Source organism: Nocardia sp. CC227C (assembly GCF_030767025.1).
GTDB lineage: Bacteria > Actinomycetota > Actinomycetes > Mycobacteriales > Mycobacteriaceae > Nocardia.
This window is the reverse complement of sequence record NZ_JASITE010000008.1, coordinates 1-20867: the sequence shown is the minus strand read 5'-3', so window position 1 is coordinate 20867 and position 20867 is coordinate 1. Positions and strand designations below refer to the sequence as shown.

The following is a 20867-nucleotide window of genomic DNA, read 5'->3' as shown; positions in this document are numbered from 1 at the left end:
TACACGGCGTCAGTGGTTCTGCGGGAAACCGAGATTCAGGCCGCCGTGGCTGGGATCGAGCCAGCGGGTGGTGACGGCCTTGGTGCGGGTGAAGAAGTGCACGCCGTCGATGCCGTGCGCGTGGGAGTCGCCGAACAGCGAGTTCTTCCAGCCGCCGAAGCTGTAGTAGGCCATGGGGACCGGAATGGGCACGTTGATGCCGACCATGCCGACCTCGACCTCGTTGTGGAAGCGCCGCGCCGCGCCGCCGTCATTGGTGAACAGGGCGGTGCCGTTGCCGTACGGGTTGGCGTTGAGCAGTGCCATGGCCTCGTCGTAGGACTCCACCCGAAGCACCGACAGCACCGGCCCGAAGATCTCGTCGGTGTAGACGCTCATCTCGGGTGTGACGTGGTCGAGAACGGTGGGGCCGAGCCAGAACCCGTCGGCGGCGCCGTCCGCCTCGACCGTGCGGCCGTCGAGAACCACTGTCGCACCGGCGGATTCCCCGGCGTCGATATAGGAGGCGACCTTGTCGCGGTGCGCCTGCGTCACCAGCGGGCCCATATCCGTGCCGCGGGTGCCGTCGCCGGTGCGAATGGTCTCGGCGCGTTCGGTGATCCGCGCCACCAGATCGTCGGCCACCGGTCCGACCGCCACCAGCGCGCTGATGGCCATGCACCGCTCCCCGGCGGAGCCGAAGCCCGCGTTCACGGCGGCGTCGGCGGCCAGATCCAGATCCGCGTCCGGCAGCACCACCATGTGGTTCTTGGCCCCGCCCAGCGCCTGCACCCGCTTGCCCGCGGCGGTGCCGCGCTCGTACACGTACCGGGCGATGGGCGTGGACCCCACGAACGACACCGCCTTGACGGCCGGATTGTCCAGCAGTTCGTCCACCGCGACCTTGTCGCCCTGCACCACGTTGAACACCCCGTCGGGCAGTCCGGCCTCCTGCCACAGCGCGGCCAGCCACAGCGAGGCCGACGGGTCCTTCTCACTCGGCTTGAGCACCACGGTGTTTCCGGTCGCGATGGCGATGGGGAAGAACCACATCGGCACCATGGCGGGGAAGTTGAACGGCGATATGACCGCGACCGGTCCCAGCGGTTGGCGCACGGAGAAGATGTCGACCTTGGTGGAGGCGTTCTCGGTGTAGCCGCCCTTGAGCAGATGCGGTATGCCGCAGGCGAATTCGATCACCTCCAGGCCGCGTGTCACCTCGCCGAGCGCATCGGCGAGCACCTTGCCGTGTTCGGCGGTGATGATGGCGGCCAGTTCCTCCTTGCGCTCGTTGAGCAGTTCACGGAACCGGAACAGCACCTGGGTGCGCTTGGCGAGGGAGGCGTCGCGCCAGGCGGGGAAGGCCGCGACCGCCGCGTCCACCACCGCCCGCACATCGGCCGGATCGGCCAGCGCGACCTGTCCGGTCACGGCGCCCGTGGCGGGATTGGTCACCGGCGCGGTCGACTCGCTGGATCCGGCGAACGGTTTGCCGTCGAGCCAGTGCGCGATGGTCTGCATGATTCCTCGATTCGGTGAGCCGCGGTCGTGACATGAGGTCCGCTCCCGGGCACGACGGGGACGGTCCCTCCGCGTTCTACTCTGCGCCGTCCAGCATCATGCGCACCCCGACGATCTGTACGTGTTTTCGGATTTTGTATTACGATTCGTCGGTGCTGCTCTCCGTCGCGGATGTCCTGGCGATGCCGGTGGTGCGCGCCGGGGAGCCCGAGGTGGTCGGCGGCGGATCGCTCGACCGGCCGGTGCGCTGGGTCCATGTGAGCGAGCTGCCCGAGGTGGCCGAACTGCTGGTGGGCCGCGAGCTCATCCTCACCACCGGCCAGGCGCTCACCCACGGTGACGCCGCCACCGTCGACTATCTGAAAGCCCTGGCCGCGGCGGGTGTTTCGGGGCTGGTGGTGGAACTGGGCACCTCCGTGCGGGAAGTGTCCCCGCTCGTCGCGGCCACCGCCGACGAACTGGGGCTGCCGGTGATCGCGCTGCGCCGGGTGGTGCGATTCGTGGAGATCACCGAGGCGGTGCACCGGGTGATCGTGGCCGACCAGTACGCCGAACTGGAGTTCGCGCGCACCGTGCACGAGACCTTCACCGCCCTGAGCGTGCGTCGCGCGGCGCTGGCCGAGATCGTGCGGACCGCCGCCACCATGCTCGACGCCTCGGTGGTGCTGGAGGACCTCACCCACCGCGTGCTGGCGCTGACCGCCCGCCATGCCGCCACCTCGGCCATTCTCGAACACTGGGAGACCACCTCGCGGCTGCTGCCCGACTCCGACGCCACCGTGGTGCCGGTCGGCCCGCACACCCAGCGTTGGGGGCGGCTCATCCTGCGCTCGCATCGGGTGCCGACCGCCCGCGCGCGCATGGTGTTGGAACGCGCGGCGCAGACCCTGACCCTGCACCGGATGATCGAACGGGACCGGTTCGGCCTGCACCGGCAGGCCCAGACCGGACTCATCGACGACATGGTGACCGGGCGCGTCAGCGACGAACGCGACGCACTCGCCCTGGCCGCCACGCTGGGACTGGCCCGCCGCGCGCGCTATGTGCCGGTGGCCGTCGACGTCGACGCCGTCGCAGAATCCGACCCGGTGGCGCACCAGCGCCGCACGGCGGCCATCCTCGACGCCGCCATGCACGGGGTGGCACTGGGTCGTGCCACCGCGCTGGCCACCCCGGATCACGGCAATCGCGTGAATCTCGTCCTCGCCGTGGGCCGCACCGCCGACCCGGAGACGAGCCTCACCACCGTGTGCACGGCCATGGCCGCCGAGGTGCGCCGGGTGGCGGGGGTGGACCGGGTGGTCATCGGCGTTGGCGCGGATTCGGAATCCCTGCTCGACACCGCCCGGGAGCTGGCTCAGGCCGCGCATATCGCGGAGGTGGCGCTGTCACTGGAGACATCGCGGCCCCGGGCGTTCTATCGCAGCGGCGATGTGCGGCTGCGCGGGCTGCTCTCGCTCATCCGCGCGGAACCCGGAGTGCAGCGCTTCGCCGAAACCGAGCTGAGCGCCCTGCTGCGCCACGACATTCGGCACGACACCGATCTGGTCCGCACCCTGCGCCAGTTCCTGGAGCTGGCGGGCAACAAGACCGAACTGGCCCGGCGGTTGAATATCAGCAGGCCGACGCTCTACGACCGGCTGGCGCGGATCGAGCGGATTCTCGACGTCGACCTCGACAACGGCGAGACCCGCACCTCACTGCACACCGCCCTGCTCATTCGCGATCTGGCTCCCGGCGACGGCCCTTGACTCGCGCAGCGCGGCGACCTCGGTGCGCAGCGCCCGCAGCTCCTCGACCAGTTTGCCGATCTCGCGGTCGGTGCGGTCGGCGGACTCCTCGACGGTCTTCAGCTTGTCGATGACCCAGCTGGTGGTGGTGCCGATGGCGAAACTGATCAACCCGATGCCGAAGGTCATCAGCACCAGCGCCACCATGCGGCCCTCGCCGGTGACCGGGTAGAAGTCGCCGTAGCCGACCGTGGTCACCGACACCATCGACCACCACAGCGCGTCGCCGAAGTTCTGGATGTTCGAATCCGCCACCCCGTGCTCGGCGTCGTAGATGGCCAGGCTGCACAGATAGAGCATGAGAATCGAACTGGCGCCGATGAATACCGACAGCCGGGCCCGGGTCAGCGTGTGCCGATGCAGGGTGTCCACCAGAATCATGGCCGCGCGCAGCAGCCGTAGCGGACGGAACGGCGGCAGCAGCACGAACAGCAGATCCAGCGGATGCTGCTTCACGAACTGCCAGCGCCGCGCGGACAGCCGCAGTCGAACCCCGAAGTCCACCGCGAACACCGCCCACACCAGGACGTCGACGGTGGTGAGCCAGAAGTCCAGCCGCGGTGACGACCCGGTGTCGAGTACCTGCCAGGAGTAGACGCCCAGGAACACCGCCGCCAGCACCGTCAGGGGGATGTCGGTGATGCGCTCCCAGCGCTGGAGGCGGTCGGCGGGCGGGGTGGACGTGGCCATCGGAACAACCTGCGGATTCGGTTACACGGTCCCGCCGAGGTTACGAGATGGCCGCCGTCCCGCACGCGCGGACCCCGGATCCTATCGGTAGTAGGGCGCGGGGGAGACCCAGTGGAAACCGCGCGAGACCACCGGGAATCGGTCCAGGTCGACCAGCTCCAGCAGCATCCGCACCGGTCGGCCGCCGAGCTGGCCGGTGAGGATGAGGCGGTCCGGTTCCGGCCGCTGGTAGCCGAACATGCCGAGGGGCCAGGTGTGCGAGGTGTCCTGGGACAGCGTGATGGTCTGCCGCTCGGTGTCGATGCGGGCCGGAAAGGACAGCAGCGAGTCGTCCATGCGCTGTGCGGTCACACCCTGCGGGATGTCGAAGATGACGCGCCGGAAGCGCTCGGCCGGGTCGAGCGCCGAGCCGGTGGCGGGCGCGGCGTCGAAGTCGGTCAGCGCGGGCACGGTCTCGCCCGCCACGGTGTATTCGGTGACATCCCAGATGCCGTAGAGGGGTGAGCGGTCGCGGCCGTTGCCGGTGCTGCGCCAGGCGTCGTGGGCCTCGACGGTGGCGGTGAACAACAGCCAGATGCCGAGCACCGCCTGCGCGCCCACCAGGATGCGCCGGGCACGCGCCGTCGAGACCAGCGGTTCGGCCGCGCGGACGCCGACGGCGCGGCCGAGCAGCGCTCGGACGATGCGCACCAGTTCGGGCGCGGCGACGATCAGCGCCCAGACCAGCAGCTGGCCCGCGAAGAGCTTCACCGGCACATCGAAGGTGAGATTCAGCAACAGCACCTGCATGGCAACGATGACCGCCAGCACCGACCCCAGCCCGGCCGTGAGCGGCAGCACCAGCAGCAGCGCCGCCGCCACTTCCGCCGCGCCCAAGGCGATTTCGTACGGCTCCGACAGCGAGGTCTGCGCCCACAGCACCGCCATCGGGCTCATCTGCCCGAACGGCTCCACCAACCGCTCCAGATAGAACGTCATCTGCGAGGGCAGCAGTTTGACCATGCCGTACAGCAGCAGCGCGCTCATCAGCGCGAGGCGCAGCAGCAGCCGGAACCACGCGTACAGCCGCACGTAGTTCGGCCGGTGCCGGTCCAGCGCCGACCACACCGCCGTGGCCGCCAGGCCGACCAGCAGCAGCGTGAACAGCGAAACCCAGTGCGCCGCGGTGTCACCGCTGCCGGTCGGCGTGTAATCGACTGTCACGCCGAAGATTCCCTCACCCACCCGATCGGTCAGCGGAGACAGCGCCAGCCATTTCGAGAGCCCGAGCACCACATCCTGCGGCACCCCCACCGACCGCACCAGCGTGTGCACCAGCCACGCGCCCGCCATGCCGATGCCGATGAAGACGAACCCGAACCGAAAAACCACCCGTGTCAGCGGATGCCACCGCACGACGGTCTCCGGCTCGTCCGCGCGAGTCTCCTCGACCGCCAATTGCGCAACCACGTCGATCCCTCCACCGCTAGCGCGCCCACATCCTTTGCGGCCGAAACGCTATGGCACCCCGTGATCTCGTCGTATCCACCAAAATCTGTGCCCCGACGTTCTGTGCCCCCAGAACGCGGGGTGGCCTCGCCGCGTCCGGCGCGCCCCCGGATCGCAGTGACCGATCGCGCGCGCACGTCCGGCCCGACCGCGGTGGCGGTCGGGCCGGACGCGATACCCGAGCGGTCTGGTGCTACCCGTCGACCCGGAGCACCGAGCCCGCGGCCACGGTCCGGCCGCCCTCACGGACGGCGAAGCCGAGGCCCGGCTCCAGCGGTACCGGCTGCCCCAGCGTCACCGTCACCTCGACGGTGTCGCCGGGCATCGCCATCGTCGCGGTGGCGAGGGTGACGTCGCCGACCACATCGCCGGTGCGCAGGTAGAACTGCGGCCGGTAGCCGGTGGTGATCGGCGTCCGCCGTCCGCCCTCCGCCCCCGACAGCAGGTGCAGGCGCGCGGTGAACCGGGTGCGCACCTCGACACTGCCGGTGGCGGCGACGACCTGCCCGCGCCGGACCTGATCGCGCTGCACTCCGCGCAGCAGCAGCGCGACATTGTCGCCCGCCTCCGCGAATTCCATGGTGCGGCCGAAGGTCTCCACACCCGTGACCACGGTCTCCAGCTCGCGCCCGTAGCCGACGACGGTGACGCGGTCGCCCATGCGGACCCGCCCGCGCTCCACCGCCCCGGTGACGACGGTGCCGCGCCCGGTGATGGTGAGCACGTTCTCGATCGGCAGCAGGAACGGCGCGTCGGCGTAGCGCACGGGCGTGGGGATGTGGTCGTCCACCGCGTCCAGCAGCCGCAGCACCGCCGCCGACCAGTGCGGGTCACCCCGCAGCGCGAGCAGACCCGAGACCGGCACCACCGGCGTGGCCGCGCCGTCGTAGCCGTGCTCGCTCAGCAGCTCGCGCACCTCCAGTTCGACCAGCTCCAGCAGTTCGGCATCCGCGCCGTCGGCCTTGTTCAGGGCGACGACCAGGTGCTCGACCCCGACCTGCCGGGCCAGCAGCACATGCTCGACGGTTTGCGGCATCACCCCGTCCTGCGCGGACAGCACCAGGATCGCGCCGTCGATCTGCGCCGCCCCGGTGATCATGTTCTTCACGAAGTCGGCGTGCCCGGGCATGTCGACGTGCGCGTAATGCCGGGTGTCGGTCTCGTATTCGACGTGCGCGATATTGATGGTGATACCGCGCTCGATCTCCTCCGGCGCGCGGTCGATGCGCTCGAACGGTATGTAGGAACCGCCGCCGCGCTCGGCGAGCACCTTGGTGATGGCGGCGGTCAGCGTCGTCTTGCCGTGGTCGACGTGACCCATGGTGCCGATGTTGAGGTGCGGCTTGGTGCGGACGAAGGCCTGCTTGGCCATGATGAATTCTCTCTGGGAGTCGTGGATCGGGACCTCGGCGACGAACCACCTTCCCCATCCGAGGTCCCGGGGACATCCCGGGGAAGGTCAGCGTCGGGCGCCGTCGAACGCGGATGCGACCACCAGGGCAGCCGTCATCGCGCCCGCTGCCGCGGGCGAGACGATGATCAGCTGCCGGAACATGCCGACCATGGTGCCGTCCGCCGGGCCGTGTCCGCCACCGAATTTCCGACGTGCCACCGACTTTCCGACGCGCTGCGCTCTCGCGTCCCGGCTCCCGCGCACCCGGTACTCCCGGCAGCGGCATCAGCCGTCGCGCGGCACCGCCAGACCGGATTCGTAGGCGAGAACCACCAATTGGGCGCGGTCCCGCGCCCGCAGTTTGGTCATGGCCCGATTGACATGGGTTTTCGCGGTGAGCGGGCTGATGACCATATGATCGGCGATCTCGTCTCTGGACAGCCCCCGGGCGACCAGCGCCACCGCTTCGCGCTCGCGATTGGTGAGCTCGTCCAGGCCGCCGGCTGATTCCGGAAGCGTGCTCGTCTCAGGCGGATTCGGCGGGAGCCCAGCGATTGGCGGTGAGGGTGAACCCCGGCAGGGCGTCGAGTGACATGGTGGCCTCGAAGATGCGCTCGTATCCGGTGTGCGCGATGCGCCAGCGCCCGTCGTCCCGGCGGTACCGGTCGCGGTAGTACGCCGCGCCTCGGATCATGACGCGGTATTCGGGCACGATCACGGTGTCTTCCAGACACCAACTGCCCGTGGCGGTCTCGCCGTCCACCTCGATCTCCGGGTGGGTGGCGACGTGCACCGTGATGATATTGGCGCTCAGCGCCGAGCGCATGTAGTCGACGATGGCGTCGCGGCCGGTGAACCGCAAAGGCCTACCGCCGGAGGGGGATCCGTAGTCACCGGTCGCGTCGGGGGTGAAGGTGCCGGCGAATTCGTCCCACTGCTTGAGGTCCAGGCACCGCAGGTAGCGGTGTTTGAGGGAGCGGATGCTCTCCACGGCTTCCAGGTCCATACCGGACACCTTCCTGGGAACATGTTCTAGTTCGCAGCAGGGTAGAGCACCTGTTAAGCGATCGACAAGGGTTGCCGGTCAGGCTGTGGCCCATGTTCAAGAAGTTGCTGGCCGCCGTCGGAGTGGGTGGGGCCGAGGTACGGACCGAATTGCACACGCCCGGAGTGCAACCCGGCGAAACGGTGCACGGTGTCGTCCGCCTGCGCGGGGGGAGCGTCGAACAGGAGATCGACCGCATCGCGGTGGAACTGGTGACCCGGGTCGAAATCGAGCACGCCGACGAGGAGTACGACGCCTACCGCGCTTTCTGGTCCGCCGACGTGCACGGGTCGTTCACCCTGGCCGGGAGCGCGCCCTACGAATTCCCGTTCTCGCTGCACACCCCGATGGAAACCCCGATCACCTTCTACAACGGTCGGCATCTGCCCGGTATGGAGGTCTTCGTCCGCACCGTGGTCGAGGTCGGCGGTGCGGTGGACCCGGGTGACCGCGACCCGCTCGGGATCGGCGCGCTGCCCGCCCAGCACGTCGTGCTCGCGACCCTGGAGCAGTTCGGCTTTCCGCTGCATCGCGCCGACGTCGAGGCCGGTCGCCTGCGCGGCATCCAGCAGCAGCTGCCGTTCTATCAGGAGATCGAATTCGGCCGCTCGCGCAACTATCCGCGGCTGAACCAGCTCGAGGTCACCTTCGTGGCCCGGCGCGACGGAATGGACGTGGTGCTCGAGGCGGACAAGAAGGGCGGCTGGATCCGCGAGGGGCGCGATGTGTTCGACGTGATCCACGTCGACTACGGCGCTCTCGACCACACCGACTGGGCGTCGGTGCTGCACGAGCGCCTGGCAAAACTGTAACGTGTTCTCGAAATAGCCTCGGGCGGCACCAAACGGTTGCTACCCTCCCGGCATGATCGCCACCCTGGTCTGGGGAACCGGCAATGTCGGCCGCGCCGCAATCCGTGCCGTCGCCGCGCATCCAGCGCTCGAGCTCACCGGCGTCCTCGTGCACGACCCGAAGAAGGTCGGCCGGGACGCCGGTGCGCTGGCCGGACTCGACACCGCACTGGGCGTCGCGGCCACCGACGACATCGACGCCGCGCTGGCGGGCGAACCCCGTGCCGTCGTCTACGCCGCGTCGGGAGATATCCGCCCCTTCGAGGCGTTCACCGACATCGTGCGCGCGCTGCGCGCCGGAGCCGTGGTCGTCACGCCCGCGCTCTATGCCTTCTACGACCATCGCAGCGCCCCCGCCGATCTGCGCGAACAGGTGCTGGAAGCGATTGCGGCGGGCGGTGGTTCGCTGTTCGTCTCCGGTATCGACCCGGGCTGGGGCAACGACGTGCTGCCGCTGCTCATGACCGGGCTCGCCAGCACCGTGGACGTCGTCCGCTGCCAAGAGATCTTCGACTACAGCACCTACGACCAGCCCGATTCGGTGCGCTACCTGGTCGGCATGGGCCAGCCCATGGACTACGAGCCGCCCATGCTCGCGGCGGGCGTCCCGACCATGGTGTGGGGCGGGCAGATTCGGCTCATGGCGCGCGGCCTCGGCGCGGAACTCGGCGAGATCCGCGAAACCGTCGACCGCCGCGCCCTGGAGGAGACCGTCGGCACCGAACTCATGGGTGAATTCGCCGCGGGCACACAGGGAGCCGTGCGTTTCGAGGTGCAGGGCATCATCGGCGGCGAACCCCGCATCGTCATCGAACACGTCACCCGCATCCACGTCGGCTGCGCCGCCGACTGGCCCACCCCGCCCAGCGGCGACGGCGCGCATCGCGTCATCCTCGAGGGCCGCCCCCGCATCGAGGTGAGCATCGAGGCCACCGATGAGGGCGGCAATCGCTCCGCGGGCGGAAATGCCACGGCCGTAGGCAGACTGGTCGGTGCCATCGACTGGCTGGCCGCCGCCGAACCCGGACTCTACGACGCCCTCGACGTCCCGCTGCGCGCGGGCGTCGGCATTCTCGGAAAGGCACGCACATGATCATCGACATCCCCGCGGGCAAGGATCCGATCGGCTACGTGTGGGGTGAGATGGTGCCCGGCATCGGCACGGCCGCCTCCCGGTTCTCCCTCGCCGTCTACGAGCACACCACCCTGGGACTGCGCGAATTCGAGGCCGCCCGACTGCGGATCGCCCAGCTCAACGGCTGCCTGTTCTGCCAGGACTGGCGCACCGAACGTGACGGGCGGAAGGTCGAGGAGGGCTTCGACGCCGCCGTCGCCGAGTGGCGCACCACCGCGGCCTTCGACGAGCGCACCCGCATGGCGGCCGAGTACGCCGAACGCTACGCCCTCGACCACCACAACCTCGACGACGCGTTCTGGACCCGGATGACCGGGCACTACACCCAGGCCGAGATCGTGGAACTGAGCATGTGCATCGGATCGTGGCTGGCGTTCGGCCGGCTCAATCACGTACTGGGACTCGACTCCGTGTGTGTCCTGCCCGGCCACTCGACCCCGCGGTAGGGCCGCGGTTCATCACCGTGTTCCACCACGCGTCGAGTGGACTGGGGTGCGGCCAGACCGCCACCACGTCCTCGCCCTCGAAGTCGTCGTCGTTGGTATCGATATCGCTCACCGTCCGCGCCCTTCCCGGGACAGGAGGTACCTGTCTCATATCCGTTGTATCCCAAGACAAGTCGGACATCGGGGGTTTCGGAACCGGACCGCGCGGCCGTGGCGGCGAACCGGGGGTCCGCGCGAGCCGATAGCTCGAGCTGTGCGGTGGCGTTGCTCACCCGCGCGATTCGGGCCGGATTCATCGCGGTGATGCGCGGTGGCTCGGTTCGTGAGGTCGCCCCGGTGTCGCCGGGGAGTCGCTGCCCGGCCGTCCGGTTGCCCCGGGACACCGGAAACCGCCCGTGCCGACGGGGGTACGAGAAAGTGGTCTAGCGGGGTATACGTCGGTGTTCGACACCGGCCCGCGGATCCGGCAGCGTCAGGTGATGACGAGCAGTTCGGTGGGCGAGGCGATCTCGACGCGCAGCCCGGCCTTCTCGGCCACCCGCGCCAGCCCCCGCACATCGGTCGGCTCGGCGCGGGTCAGCACCAGGGCGCGGGCCAGCAGTCCCTTGTGGTGCTTGTTGAAGTGGCTGACCACGGTTCGCGACCCGTCCGGCCGCTCGGTGAGCACGGTGGCGGTCACCGCTCCCGGCACCCGGCCCAGCTGCTGATAGGTGCCCGAGCGCAGATCCACCACGAGCTCACCGTCGGTCTCCTCCCGCAATGCCCGCGGCAGCACCTCTTTCCACACCGACTGCAAGGTCGGCAGACCCGGCAGCTTGGAACCGCCCGAGAGCCGGTACGCCGGAATCGGATCGCCCGCGCGCACCACCCCGAACAACGCCGAGCCGATGCCGACCCTCGCCTGCGCCTTGGCCCGCTGCGCCTTGGTGAAGGAGGCGGCGTCGAGGGCGTCGTAGAGCACCCCGGTGTAGCGGTCCAACGCGGGCCGGGTGGGGGAGGAGCGCAGCGCCGCATTGCGGGCGATCTCGGCGTCGGCCCCCTTGCCGAGGCCCAGCGCGGCACGGGCGGCGTCCGGGTCGGCGGCGAGGGCCGTCAACTCGGTGCAGAGCCGGTCGCGCACCTTGGTGAGCTGCGGCAACGACAGGGCGTCCAGATCCAGCGGACCGCCCGATCCGCCATCGGACTTGGTTTCGGAGGGAGGCAGCAGCACCAGCACGAGCGAACACGGTAATCCCTTACGGAGTTCCCCTGTGCAGCGGCTACGCTGTGGAGCCGTGATCACCCGCCTCTCCCACCTGTTCCTGCGTACGCTGCGCGACGACCCCGCCGACGCCGAGGTGCCCAGCCACAAACTGCTGGTGCGTGCCGGATACGTGCGGCGCATCGCGCCCGGTGTCTACTCGTGGCTGCCGCTCGGCCTGCGCGTGCTGCGCAAGGTCGAGAACGTGGTTCGGGAGGAAATGGACGCCATCGGCGCCCAGGAGATCTCACTGCCGGCACTGCTGCCGCGCGAACCGTACGAGGCCACCAACCGCTGGACCGAATACGGCGACGCCCTGTTCCGGCTCAAGGACCGCAAGGGCCAGGACTACCTGCTCGGTCCCACCCACGAGGAACTGTTCGCGCTCACGGTGAAGGGCGAGTACAACTCCTACAAGGATCTGCCCGTCACCCTGTACCAGATCCAGACCAAATACCGCGACGAGGGCCGTCCGCGCGCGGGCATTCTGCGCGGGCGCGAATTCATCATGAAGGACTCGTACTCCTTCGACCTCGACGAGGACGGGCTGAAGAACAGCTACAACGCCCACCGAGAGGCATACCAGCGCATCTTCGACCGGCTCGGCGTCAAGTACGTGATCGTGGCCGCCACCTCCGGCGCCATGGGCGGTTCGGCGTCCGAGGAATTCCTGGCCGACAGCCCCGTCGGCGAGGACACCTATGTCATCTGCCGCGCCTCCGGGTACGCGGCGAACGTGGAGGCCGTGGTCACCCCCGCGCCGCCGGAGATCCCCATCGAGGGCCAGGCCGAGGCCGTCGTGCACGACACCCCGGACACCCCCACCATCGCGACGCTGGTCGACTGGGCCGATGCCGCCGGGATCGCCGAGCGGCTGGGCCACCCGGTGACCGCCGCCGACACCCTCAAGAACGTCATGGTCAAGCTGCGCTACCCGGACGGCAAGACCGAGATCCTCGGCATCGGCATCCCCGGCGACCGCGAGGTCGACGACAAGCGTCTGGAAGCCGCGGTCGAACCGGCCGAGGTGGAAATGCTCGACGAGGCCGACTTCAAGGCCAACCCCTTCCTGGTGAAGGGCTACATCGGCCCGAAGGCGCTGCTGGCCAACGGCATTCGCTACCTGGTCGATCCGCGCGTGGTGAGCGGGACCGCCTGGATCACCGGCGCGGACGAGCCCGGCAAGCACTATGTCGGCCTGGTCGCCGGACGCGACTTCACCCCCGACGGCACCATCGAGGCCGCCGAGGTGCGCGACGGCGACCCCTCGCCCGACGGCCGCGGCGTGCTCGAGGCCGCGCGCGGTATCGAGATCGGCCACATCTTCCAGCTCGGCCAGAAGTACACCGACGCCTTCGACGTCGACGTGCTCGGCGAGAACGGCAAGCCGGTGCGCCTCACCATGGGCTCCTACGGCGTCGGCGTCTCCCGCATGGTGGCGGTGGTCGCCGAGCAGATGCACGACGACAAGGGCCTGCGCTGGCCGCGCGAGATCGCGCCCTTCGACGTGCACGTCGTCATCGCCAACAAGGACTCCGGCGCCCGCGCCGGAGCCGAACAGGTCGCGGCGGAACTGAACTCGGCCGGACTCGAGGTGCTGCTCGACGACCGCACCGCCTCCCCGGGCGTGAAGTTCAAGGACGCCGAACTGCTCGGCATGCCGCTGGTCCTGGTCGTCGGTCGAGGCTGGGCCGACGGCAAGGTGGAACTGCGCGACCGGTTCGCGGGCACCGGCGACGAGATCCCCGCCGAGGACGCGGTGCGGGCCGTGCTCGCCAAGGCGCGCGCCTGAGTTCGGGCGGCCGACCGGGCTCGTGCGGCCCGCATCCGCTCCGCGGAACCGCTCGGCATGGTCGCGACGAGACCACGGCCGCCGAGTCTCAGCCGCGCGGTACGAACCGCACGAAGGGGATGCGTTCGCCGACGGCGCGGAAGTCGGCCGGCGAGCCGTCGACCTGGTAACCCATCAGCCGGGGGAGCAGTTTCTCCGCGGCGCGGCGGTGTTCGACGGCGTAGCGGGCGAACACGTCCGCGCCTTCCCGCTGCGGCACGAATTCGGCCGTGACCGGGATGGTGCGCCGTCCCACCTGGATGGTGACGTCCGGGGTCTGCCGCAGATTGCGGTACCACGCGGCGGTGGGGCCCCAGCCGGAGGCCACGATGTAGCTGTCGTCCGCCGGGTCGTGGTGCACGACCTCCAGCACCACCTCGCGGGGTTTGCCGCTCTTGCGGCCGGTGTGGTGCAGCAGCATCATGCGGCCGCCGAGGAGCCAGCCGAGATGCCAGTGGTAGAAGTGGATCGGCAGCCGGAAGAACCAGCGCTTCAGGCCGGTCGGCGGGCCGATGTTCTTCACGATATCCACGGGATACTCCTTCCGTCGCCGACGGCTCCACGGCCGTCGGCATTGCGATTGTCGATGGGCGGTTTTGCGCCGCGATGCCCGGCGGAACACCGGAATGGCTACTGCGCCTGCGGATTCGGCGTGTGGGGAGAGCAGGGCGGTGCGGGGGGCGATGGCGATGCGACAAGCCCGTGCAGCACGGCCGCGATCGAATCGCCGGTGTGACGCAGCCGCAGTGCGCGGTGGATGACCAAGCCGTCGACGGCCGCCATGACCGCCGCCGCGGCGCGGTGCGGGTCGGCGACGCCGTGCTCGGCGAACCAGTCGCCGAGCCGGGTCACGAATTCGTCCAGTACCGCCGCCACGGCCGCGCGCAGGCTCGCGTCCCGGGTGGCGGCCAGGGCGGTCTCGGTGAAGAGCAGGGTGGCCGGATTGTCGTCGGTGTAGGTGGCGGTGATCGCCAGCAGGGCGTCCACGGCGTCGGTGGGGGTGGCGGCGCCGTCGAGCAGAGCCGTCATGCGAGCGGTGGCCGCCCGCAGCTCCCCGGTCACCGCTTCGGTCAGCAGCGCTTGCAGCGACGAGTAGTGATAGTGCACGACGCTGGGGTTCACTCCGGCGCGTTCGGCCAGCACCCGGGTGCTCACCGCGGTCCACCCACGTTCGGGGATGAGCGTGACCGCCGTCCGCCGCAATCGCTCCCGCACTTCGTGCCCGCGCATCGCCGCTGGTGAAACCATGTGCCGCACCTCTCGGTAACCGCTGTGGCCAGCCATGTCGGCATTTGCCTGTACGACTGCCCTGTACGAATGACCTAAATGTACTCCGGTAGGGGTGATCGGTCCAGGCGCGCATGGATCGTCGAGCCCGCACGCGCATGTCGCGCGGGGCACGATCGGTGCCCGACGCGATAGCGCTCGTGCCCGGCGACCGCGCGAATTCCGCTGTGCGGCAGATTGTCTGCGCCCTCGATCGCGGCAGCTCGGCAGAGAGCTGCCGCGTTGTCGAACTCAGTCGCATCGGCCCGGTCGGGTCGTCGAGCCGGGTCGGGTCGTCGAGCCCGATCGCGTTGTCGAGCCCGGTCGGATGCGGACCCGGGTCGTCGAATCCGGAGGTGCAGCGGAGCCTGTTTCGGAATCGTGGCCGGGCGTGCCCAGGACTCGGTGGCCGGGCGTGCCTCGCAACTTGGTGGCCGGGCGTGCGTCGCAACTCAGTGGCCGAGCGTGTGTCGGGGCTCAGCGGCTGGGCGTGCCTCGGGACTCAGTTGTACGACTCGGCGACTCCGTCGAGCAGTCGCTCCAGCGTCTCGTAGCTGGGCGGATCAGCCACGTCGATGAGGTTCGCGGTGACCGGCACCCGGCCGCGCTCGGCGACCTCCGTGAACAGTGCCGCGTCGCCGGTGCGGAAACCGTACTCGGCGGCGAGCCGCTGCAGTTCCGGATCGGTGGACAGCAGGGCGCCGAGGCGATCGCCGTGGTCGGTGAGCGGCACCACCGTGTGGTGCGACACCACTGTCGGCGAGGGGTACAGCATGACCATGTCCGGCTTCAGCTCCCCCCGCACCGCCGCCTCGACGTACTGGGCCTCGTAGGCCCACACCAGTGGCGTGGTGCCCATCCCGGTCGACAGGTACTCCCGGAAGGGGCCGTCACTGCTGTTCTCGGTGTAGCCCTGCCGGGTGAACAGCCGGGCCACCCGAGAGAGCGCGTGCTGCTCGGCCACGGCCCCGCGCACCACCGAATGTTCGTTCGCCACATGGGATGCCACCGCCAGGTACATGGCGGCGGAGTTGGAGGTGCGCGGATCGGTGGTGGAGATCAGCATGTGCTTGCGCACCGGATAGGCGGTATTGCCCGGCAACTGGTCCCACTGCGTGCCCCGCTCGACCAGGTCCAGGTACTTCGCCATATCCAGCACCGGCGTCGGCCCGGGCCGCACCGCACCCGCAGCCGTGAGCAGTTCCACGATCGGCCGGAAGGTCGCGACGATCATGGGGGAGGAGAACGGCGTGTACTTCGCGCTCACCCCCACCTGTCGTTGAATGCGCTCCGCCGCTACGGAACTCGACGGGAACGCGAAGTCGTAGTCCGCCAGGTCGACCGAGGTGGCGATCTGCCGCGACCCCGCCGGGTCCACCTCCACCGTCAGGCCGTGGCCCGCCAGCGTCTCGATCACACGGGGATCACCGAAGAACGCCGCCTTCTCGGACCCGATCACACCCCGCACGGTGGTGAGGTTCGCCGGAGCGGGCGTCACCGGCCCGGACTCCGACCCGTCGCCCCCGGCCGTCACCGCGACGGCGGCGACGGCCACCACCGCGACGGCCGTGGCCGCCAGTACCCGCCTGTCGCGCACGTTCACGGCCCGCACTCGCTGCGCGACCTGCCGCTGCGCCCCCACGGCTCCGGCGGCTCCGGTCTCGCCCGCCCCGGTCCGCGCGTGGCGCGGCGTACCCGCCCCCGTGCCTGTTTCGCTTGTCGTCGCACCTGTTTCGTTCGCCCCCGCGCCCGTTTCGTTCGCGACCGCGCGTGGTTCGTTCCCCGCCGCGCGTGCCTCGTTCGCCGCGCCGGTGTGGGCGACCATCTGCCCCGGGGCGTCCACCCCGTGGCCGGTTTCCAGCTCCCGTCGCACGATCCGCTCCACCAGAATCGGTACGAACTCCCGAATCTTGCGCCCCTCGAACCGCTTCCTCGCCTCCCCCACCGCGGATTCGACGCGCTCCACCGAATGCGCCTGCCCGTAGGCATCCACCAGCCGCTCCCGCATCTGCGCCAGCGCCTTCTCCTCGCGGGCAGTAACTCGGGGGGTTTCGACCGTCACCGGCTATCTCCTCAGCCTCGCACCAGATCATCCGCGCGCCAGCCGGATACACCCACCGACACGTTCCGAAGCTGTCTACCCGAACCCGTGAAACATCCAGCGACACACAGGTGTTCAATACCTGAACACGTAGCGGGCTGCGTTCAGGACTCGAGTTCGGACCACGGAATGTCGATGGGGAACGGGAAGTCGAAGGAGATGGCGTCGGAGTAGGTCATAAACTTCGGAAGATCCGGTCGCTCGACCGGCGGGCTGGATGGAGGCGGCCGTCTACTGGCCCGGGAAGGCGACGGTGGCCGGATCGGTGCCCAGTATCGCCTGCCAGGTCGCCAGCCGCACCGCCGTCTCGGTGAGCGCCTCGATACCGGTGCGGCGCAGATCCTCGGTGGCGGCGCGTTCCACCACCGAGCGCCACGCCGCGGCGGCGTCGGATTCGACGGCCACGGCGAAGTTCGCGGCCGGGATCGGATCGTCGACCGGGAAGGGGGCGGTGTAGGCGGCGGCCGGTGCGGGGACGGGTGCGCCCAGGGACTTCAGGAGTTCCACCGTGGCGTCGCGGCGGGCGCGATGCGCGGCGGTGAACTCCGAAACCACCTGGAGTCGTTCGGGATTGGCGTAGGCGGCGATGACGCCGTAGGCGTAGACGGCGGCGTACTCGGCGCTCAACGCGGTGGTGAGCGCCTGCTGGTCGGCGGTGGTCATGCGAGCAGGACCCCCGCGTGGGTGGCGCAGGCGGCGCTGATGGAGGCGAGCAGGGCGGCGCGATACCCGGACAGCGTGGCCGCCAACTCGGCGGCGGAGCGCTGTGAGTCGGTGAGCGCGGTGCGCAGCTCGGTGAGCGCGGGCGGGGTCGCCGGGGCGGTGGGGGTGACCGGCGGCGTGCGGTGCGCGGGCGTGGTGCCGTCGCCGTAAACGCCTACGACACGGTCGATCTCGGTACGCAGCGCATCGGCGTGCGCGGTGCGCTGCTCCGCGACGGCGTGCAGTGCCGCGGCCCGCTCGGGCAGCGCCGCGATGGCAGCGGTGGCGGCCACCGCGTCGGCGCGGGCCGAGGTCTCCTGGGCCACAAGCGGATCGGGTGCGACCGGGGCATCCTGCGCGCATCCCGCGACCACGCCCACCGCGGCGGCCGCGAGCGCGCCGCCACCGGCCAGCCGTAGCAGGCCGCGGCGGTCCAGGGTGAACGACGGTGAGCTGGGACACGGTGTCGAGCGGTCGGCGTGGACCGTGAGATCGGCCGCATGTCGGCGGAGGCTGCTGGGCACGGATCCATGGTGCCAGTCCGCCGAGCGGACCCGCGCCGCCAGTCCCCTCGGATAGGCTGTGATCTCGATCGATATCGGCCCCCACCGGGCGCGTCGCAATGGACACGCCGACGGTGCGGCCGGTGCGACGAGGCGAAAGCCGGGGCCGTTGGCTGGTCCTTTACACTCTTTCAGCGCGTTACGCTAGACCTTTGGCAGGGTATTTCGCCGTGGCTGCCCGCCGACACCGCTCTACCCGTTCGATACCGGCCCCACCTGTATCGATACCGACAACTCAACCCGCCACAACTGAACCAGGAGCCGCCCCACATGCCGATGCCGACCGAGGAAAGGGTGAGCCAGCTAGTTGCTGAGCCCGTCGAACGCCGAGGATTCGACCTCGAAGGCGTCGAGATCGCGGCTGCGGGCACAGAGCAGGCGAAGATCAAGGTGATCGTCGACAGCGACGGCCCCACCGATCTGGACGCCGTGGCGGAGCTGAGTTCGGAACTCTCGGCGCTGCTCGACGAGGCCGGTGACTTCGGAGAAACCCCCTATCTCCTGGAGGTCACCACACCCGGCGTCGACCGCCCCCTCACCGCGCCCCGCCACTGGCGGCGGGCCCGGGGACGAAAAGTCGCCGTCACAATGCGCCCCGGCACCGAATCACCGGAGGGCAAGCCGAAGTTCGAGGCCCGCGTCGGGGCCGTGACCGAGACCGAGACCGACGTGGCCCTGGTGCTCGGCGGCAGGCGGAACCCGCACCGGGTGACGGTGCCGTTGGCCGATATCGAGACGGCCGTCGTGCAGGTGGAGTTCAATCCACCCGGCGCGGCCGAGCTGGAATTGGCGGGGGGAGTCGCACCGGGTCGTCCCCAGCCCGGTGCCCAGGAGGTACCCGAAGTATCCGAAGAGACAGCAGTGGCAGCGTCCGCTTCACCGACCGAAGGGATCGTGGAATGAACATCGAAATCGAAGCCCTGCGCGCGATTGTCGCCGACAAGGGAATCTCGATGGAGACGGTGATCTCCGCGATCGAGTCCGCGTTGCTCACCGCCTACCGGCACACCGAGGGCCACCAGCCCAACGCCCGCATCGACATCAACCCCAAGACCGGTGTGGTGCGGGTGATGGCGCGCGAACTGGACGCCGACGGCAATGTCGTCTCCGAATGGGACGACACCCCCGAGGGCTTCGGCCGCATCGCCGCCACCACCGCCCGCCAGGTCGTGTTGCAGCGGTTGCGCGACGCCGAGAACGAGAAGTCCTTCGGTGAGTTCTCCACGCACGAGGGCGATATCGTCGGCGGTGTCGTGCAGCGCGACGCCCGGATGAACGCCCGCGGCACCGTGGTGGTGCGCATCGGCAGCGAGGCGCACGGCGCGGAGGGGCTCATCCCGCCCGCCGAGCAGGTGCCCGGTGAGACCTATGAGCACGGCGATCGCATCAAGTGCTACGTGGTCGGCGTCTCCCGCGGCCCGCGCGGCCCGCAGATCACCCTCTCGCGCACCCACCCGAACCTCGTTCGCCGGTTGTTCGCCCTCGAGGTGCCCGAGATCGCCGACGGCTCGGTCGAGATCGTGGCGGTGGCCCGCGAGGCCGGACACCGCTCCAAGATCGCGGTGCGCTCCACCGTGTCCGGCGTCAACGCCAAGGGCGCGTGCATCGGCCCGATGGGTCAGCGTGTGCGCAATGTGATGAGCGAGCTGGCGGGCGAGAAGATCGACATCATCGACTACGCCGACGATCCGGCGGCCTTCGTCGGGAATGCGCTGTCGCCGTCGAAGGTTGTCTCCGTCACGATCGTCGACCCCGACGCCCGTGCCGCCCGCGTGGTGGTGCCGGACTTCCAGCTGTCACTGGCGATCGGCAAGGAGGGGCAGAACGCCCGCCTGGCCGCCCGCCTGACCGGCTGGCGCATCGACATCCGCAGTGACGCCGCCCCGGATGCGGCGGGCGCACCCCGTACGGAGGCGCATCACCGAGGGTGATCACAATGTCCCGCGAATAGGCTCTCACCAGCGCAGAGATTCGCGGAACAGACCTTCCGGATGACATGTTGGTAACTTCCGAGAAGGACGGATGCGGAGATCGGGACACGGTGGAGGTAGAGTTGACGCAGGCTCAGCGCGAGTCTTCGGCTACTTCGCACTCCGCGCGGGTCCGGGATCAACGACCGGCACCCGTGCGGACATGTGTGGGATGCCGGAAACGCGAGCTGGCCGCCGATCTGTTGCGGGTCGTGGCGCAGGATGTGGATGGAGAGCATTCGGCTGCGGTCGTTCCCGATCCGCGGCGCAGACTTCCCGGACGGGGTGCCTGGTTGCACCCCCTTTCGGCCTGTCTGAGCACGGCAGTTCGGCGCCGAGCATTCGGCAGAGCACTACGAGTGTCCGGAAATCTGGATATCTCAGCCCTGGAGCAGTACGTAGAGAACAGGCACGAGCACTCATGAGCACACCGTGAAGTCCCAGCGATGATCGGCCATCGGAAATAACCGGAGGTCGTGCGGGTTCCCCATCACCTAACGACGGATGGGTGCCACGCTCGACCTCTCAGTGAGGAGAGCAGTGGCAGGCAAGGCCCGCGTGCACGAGTTGGCGAAAGAACTCGGTGTCACGAGCAAGGAACTACTCGCAACGCTCAAGGAGCAGGGCGAGTTCGTGAAGTCGGCGTCATCGACGGTGGAGGCACCCGTCGCACGCCGCCTGCGCGAGTCGTTCGCGTCGAAGAACGCCCCCGCGAACGGCAACGCCGGTAAGGGCGCCACCAAGCCCGGTCCCTCCCAGGCCCCGCGTCCGGCTGCCAAGCCGTCCGCCCCGGCCGCCGGAGGACCGCGCCCCGGCCCCCGTCCCAGCCCGGCGCAGACCCCCGCGCCCAAGCCCG

The 20867-nt window shown here is 69.6% G+C and carries 21 protein-coding genes and 1 pseudogene; 9 read left to right on the top strand and 13 right to left on the bottom strand.

Annotation, left to right across the window (positions count from 1 at the left end; translation table 11 throughout):
* Positions 1-9: 9 nt before the first annotated feature.
* Positions 10-1500, bottom strand: coding sequence for a CoA-acylating methylmalonate-semialdehyde dehydrogenase (locus QMO76_RS17555; protein ID WP_372342003.1), 1491 nt, complete (start codon positions 1498-1500; stop codon positions 10-12).
* A 152-nt stretch (positions 1501-1652) separates the two neighbouring features.
* Here QMO76_RS17555 and QMO76_RS17550 point away from each other — a divergent pair, with 152 nt between their 5' ends.
* Positions 1653-3251, top strand: a complete 1599-nt coding sequence (locus QMO76_RS17550; protein ID WP_306362395.1) for a PucR family transcriptional regulator — start codon at positions 1653-1655, stop codon at positions 3249-3251.
* On the opposite strand, the gene QMO76_RS17545 is transcribed toward QMO76_RS17550, so the two are convergent.
* From QMO76_RS17545 to QMO76_RS17520, 6 genes and pseudogenes are all read right to left on the bottom strand, one after another.
* Positions 3198-3980 (bottom strand): ion channel, encoded by a 783-nt coding sequence (locus tag QMO76_RS17545; RefSeq protein ID WP_306362394.1) that lies wholly within the window; start codon positions 3978-3980, stop codon positions 3198-3200. The genes QMO76_RS17550 and QMO76_RS17545 overlap by 54 nt on opposite strands.
* Positions 3981-4061: 81 nt before the next feature.
* Positions 4062-5429 (bottom strand): DoxX family protein, encoded by a 1368-nt coding sequence (locus QMO76_RS17540; protein ID WP_306362393.1) that lies wholly within the window; start codon positions 5427-5429, stop codon positions 4062-4064.
* A 232-nt stretch (positions 5430-5661) separates the two neighbouring features.
* On the bottom strand, positions 5662-6840 hold the full coding sequence (gene tuf / locus QMO76_RS17535; RefSeq protein WP_306362392.1) for an elongation factor Tu: 1179 nt from the start codon (positions 6838-6840) through the stop codon (positions 5662-5664).
* An 87-nt stretch (positions 6841-6927) separates the two neighbouring features.
* On the bottom strand, positions 6928-7080 hold the full coding sequence (locus QMO76_RS17530) for a hypothetical protein (RefSeq protein ID WP_306362391.1): 153 nt from the start codon (positions 7078-7080) through the stop codon (positions 6928-6930).
* Positions 7081-7146: 66 nt separating this feature from the next.
* Positions 7147-7347, bottom strand: a pseudogene (locus QMO76_RS17525) (response regulator transcription factor); the annotation flags it as partial.
* A 40-nt stretch (positions 7348-7387) separates the two neighbouring features.
* Positions 7388-7867, bottom strand: coding sequence for a nuclear transport factor 2 family protein (locus QMO76_RS17520; protein ID WP_306362390.1), 480 nt, complete (start codon positions 7865-7867; stop codon positions 7388-7390).
* A gap of 92 nt (positions 7868-7959) precedes the next feature.
* Here QMO76_RS17520 and QMO76_RS17515 point away from each other — a divergent pair, with 92 nt between their 5' ends.
* Genes QMO76_RS17515 through QMO76_RS17505 form a run of 3 tightly spaced genes read left to right on the top strand, consistent with a single transcriptional unit; the run spans position 7960 to position 10338 of the window.
* Positions 7960-8718 carry a sporulation protein gene (locus QMO76_RS17515; protein WP_306362389.1) on the top strand — a complete coding sequence of 253 codons (759 nt, stop codon included), beginning with the start codon at positions 7960-7962 and terminating at the stop codon, positions 8716-8718.
* A gap of 52 nt (positions 8719-8770) precedes the next feature.
* Entirely contained in the window at positions 8771-9850 is a 1080-nt protein-coding gene (locus QMO76_RS17510; protein ID WP_306362388.1) for a dihydrodipicolinate reductase, read from the top strand.
* Complete coding sequence (locus QMO76_RS17505) at positions 9847-10338, top strand: carboxymuconolactone decarboxylase family protein (RefSeq protein WP_306362387.1); 492 nt, start codon at positions 9847-9849, stop codon at positions 10336-10338. Before QMO76_RS17510 ends, QMO76_RS17505 begins: the two co-directional genes overlap by 4 nt.
* Positions 10339-10810: 472 nt before the next feature.
* On the opposite strand, the gene yaaA is transcribed toward QMO76_RS17505, so the two are convergent.
* Positions 10811-11554 carry a peroxide stress protein YaaA gene (yaaA, locus tag QMO76_RS17500; protein WP_306362386.1) on the bottom strand — a complete coding sequence of 248 codons (744 nt, stop codon included), beginning with the start codon at positions 11552-11554 and terminating at the stop codon, positions 10811-10813.
* Between the two features lie 58 nt (positions 11555-11612).
* Between yaaA and QMO76_RS17495 the strand changes: the two genes are divergently transcribed.
* Positions 11613-13370, top strand: coding sequence for a proline--tRNA ligase (locus QMO76_RS17495; protein WP_306362385.1), 1758 nt, complete (start codon positions 11613-11615; stop codon positions 13368-13370).
* 88 nt (positions 13371-13458) lie between these two features.
* Here QMO76_RS17495 and QMO76_RS17490 read toward each other — a convergent pair whose 3' ends face one another.
* The 5 genes from QMO76_RS17490 to QMO76_RS17470 form a co-directional block, all read right to left on the bottom strand.
* Positions 13459-13941: a nitroreductase family deazaflavin-dependent oxidoreductase gene (locus tag QMO76_RS17490; protein WP_306362384.1), complete on the bottom strand. Its 483-nt coding sequence runs from the start codon at positions 13939-13941 to the stop codon at positions 13459-13461.
* Positions 13942-14039: 98 nt separating this feature from the next.
* Complete coding sequence (locus tag QMO76_RS17485) at positions 14040-14657, bottom strand: TetR/AcrR family transcriptional regulator (RefSeq protein ID WP_306362383.1); 618 nt, start codon at positions 14655-14657, stop codon at positions 14040-14042.
* A 520-nt stretch (positions 14658-15177) separates the two neighbouring features.
* Positions 15178-16737 (bottom strand): three-helix bundle dimerization domain-containing protein, encoded by a 1560-nt coding sequence (locus tag QMO76_RS17480; RefSeq protein WP_306362382.1) that lies wholly within the window; start codon positions 16735-16737, stop codon positions 15178-15180.
* A gap of 270 nt (positions 16738-17007) precedes the next feature.
* Positions 17008-17439 (bottom strand): ferritin-like domain-containing protein, encoded by a 432-nt coding sequence (locus tag QMO76_RS17475; RefSeq protein ID WP_306362381.1) that lies wholly within the window; start codon positions 17437-17439, stop codon positions 17008-17010.
* Positions 17436-18002 carry a hypothetical protein gene (locus QMO76_RS17470; RefSeq protein WP_306362380.1) on the bottom strand — a complete coding sequence of 189 codons (567 nt, stop codon included), beginning with the start codon at positions 18000-18002 and terminating at the stop codon, positions 17436-17438. The genes QMO76_RS17475 and QMO76_RS17470 overlap by 4 nt, the downstream gene beginning before the upstream one ends.
* Positions 18003-18311: 309 nt before the next feature.
* On the opposite strand from QMO76_RS17470, the gene rimP reads away from it, so the two are divergent.
* The 4 genes from rimP to QMO76_RS17450 all read left to right on the top strand — a co-directional run.
* Positions 18312-18944: a ribosome maturation factor RimP gene (gene rimP / locus QMO76_RS17465; RefSeq protein WP_306362379.1), complete on the top strand. Its 633-nt coding sequence runs from the start codon at positions 18312-18314 to the stop codon at positions 18942-18944.
* A complete protein-coding gene (gene nusA, locus QMO76_RS17460) occupies positions 18941-19972 on the top strand; it encodes a transcription termination factor NusA (protein WP_306362378.1) in 1032 nt (343 codons plus the stop codon). The genes rimP and nusA overlap by 4 nt, the downstream gene beginning before the upstream one ends.
* A gap of 122 nt (positions 19973-20094) precedes the next feature.
* On the top strand, positions 20095-20436 hold the full coding sequence (locus QMO76_RS17455; protein ID WP_370450420.1) for a YlxR family protein: 342 nt from the start codon (positions 20095-20097) through the stop codon (positions 20434-20436).
* Positions 20437-20551: 115 nt separating this feature from the next.
* A partial coding sequence (locus tag QMO76_RS17450) for a translation initiation factor IF-2 N-terminal domain-containing protein (protein ID WP_306362377.1) occupies positions 20552-20867 on the top strand: 316 nt, incomplete at its 3' end.

Bases quoted from the DNA above. Each gene is read 5' to 3' on its own strand.
- nusA (WP_306362378.1), top strand. From the start codon at position 18,941: ATGAACATCGAAATCGAAGCCCTGCGCGCGATTGTCGCCGACAAGGGA.
- tuf (WP_306362392.1), bottom strand. From the start codon at position 6,840: ATGGCCAAGCAGGCCTTCGTCCGCACCAAGCCGCACCTCAACATCGGC.
- QMO76_RS17485 (WP_306362383.1), bottom strand. From the start codon at position 14,657: ATGGTTTCACCAGCGGCGATGCGCGGGCACGAAGTGCGGGAGCGATTG.
- QMO76_RS17475 (WP_306362381.1), bottom strand. From the start codon at position 17,439: ATGACCACCGCCGACCAGCAGGCGCTCACCACCGCGTTGAGCGCCGAG.
- QMO76_RS17520 (WP_306362390.1), bottom strand. From the start codon at position 7,867: ATGGACCTGGAAGCCGTGGAGAGCATCCGCTCCCTCAAACACCGCTAC.
- rimP (WP_306362379.1), top strand. From the start codon at position 18,312: ATGCCGATGCCGACCGAGGAAAGGGTGAGCCAGCTAGTTGCTGAGCCC.
- QMO76_RS17515 (WP_306362389.1), top strand. From the start codon at position 7,960: ATGTTCAAGAAGTTGCTGGCCGCCGTCGGAGTGGGTGGGGCCGAGGTA.
- QMO76_RS17505 (WP_306362387.1), top strand. From the start codon at position 9,847: ATGATCATCGACATCCCCGCGGGCAAGGATCCGATCGGCTACGTGTGG.
- QMO76_RS17555 (WP_372342003.1), bottom strand. From the start codon at position 1,500: ATGCAGACCATCGCGCACTGGCTCGACGGCAAACCGTTCGCCGGATCC.
- QMO76_RS17545 (WP_306362394.1), bottom strand. From the start codon at position 3,980: ATGGCCACGTCCACCCCGCCCGCCGACCGCCTCCAGCGCTGGGAGCGC.
- QMO76_RS17510 (WP_306362388.1), top strand. From the start codon at position 8,771: ATGATCGCCACCCTGGTCTGGGGAACCGGCAATGTCGGCCGCGCCGCA.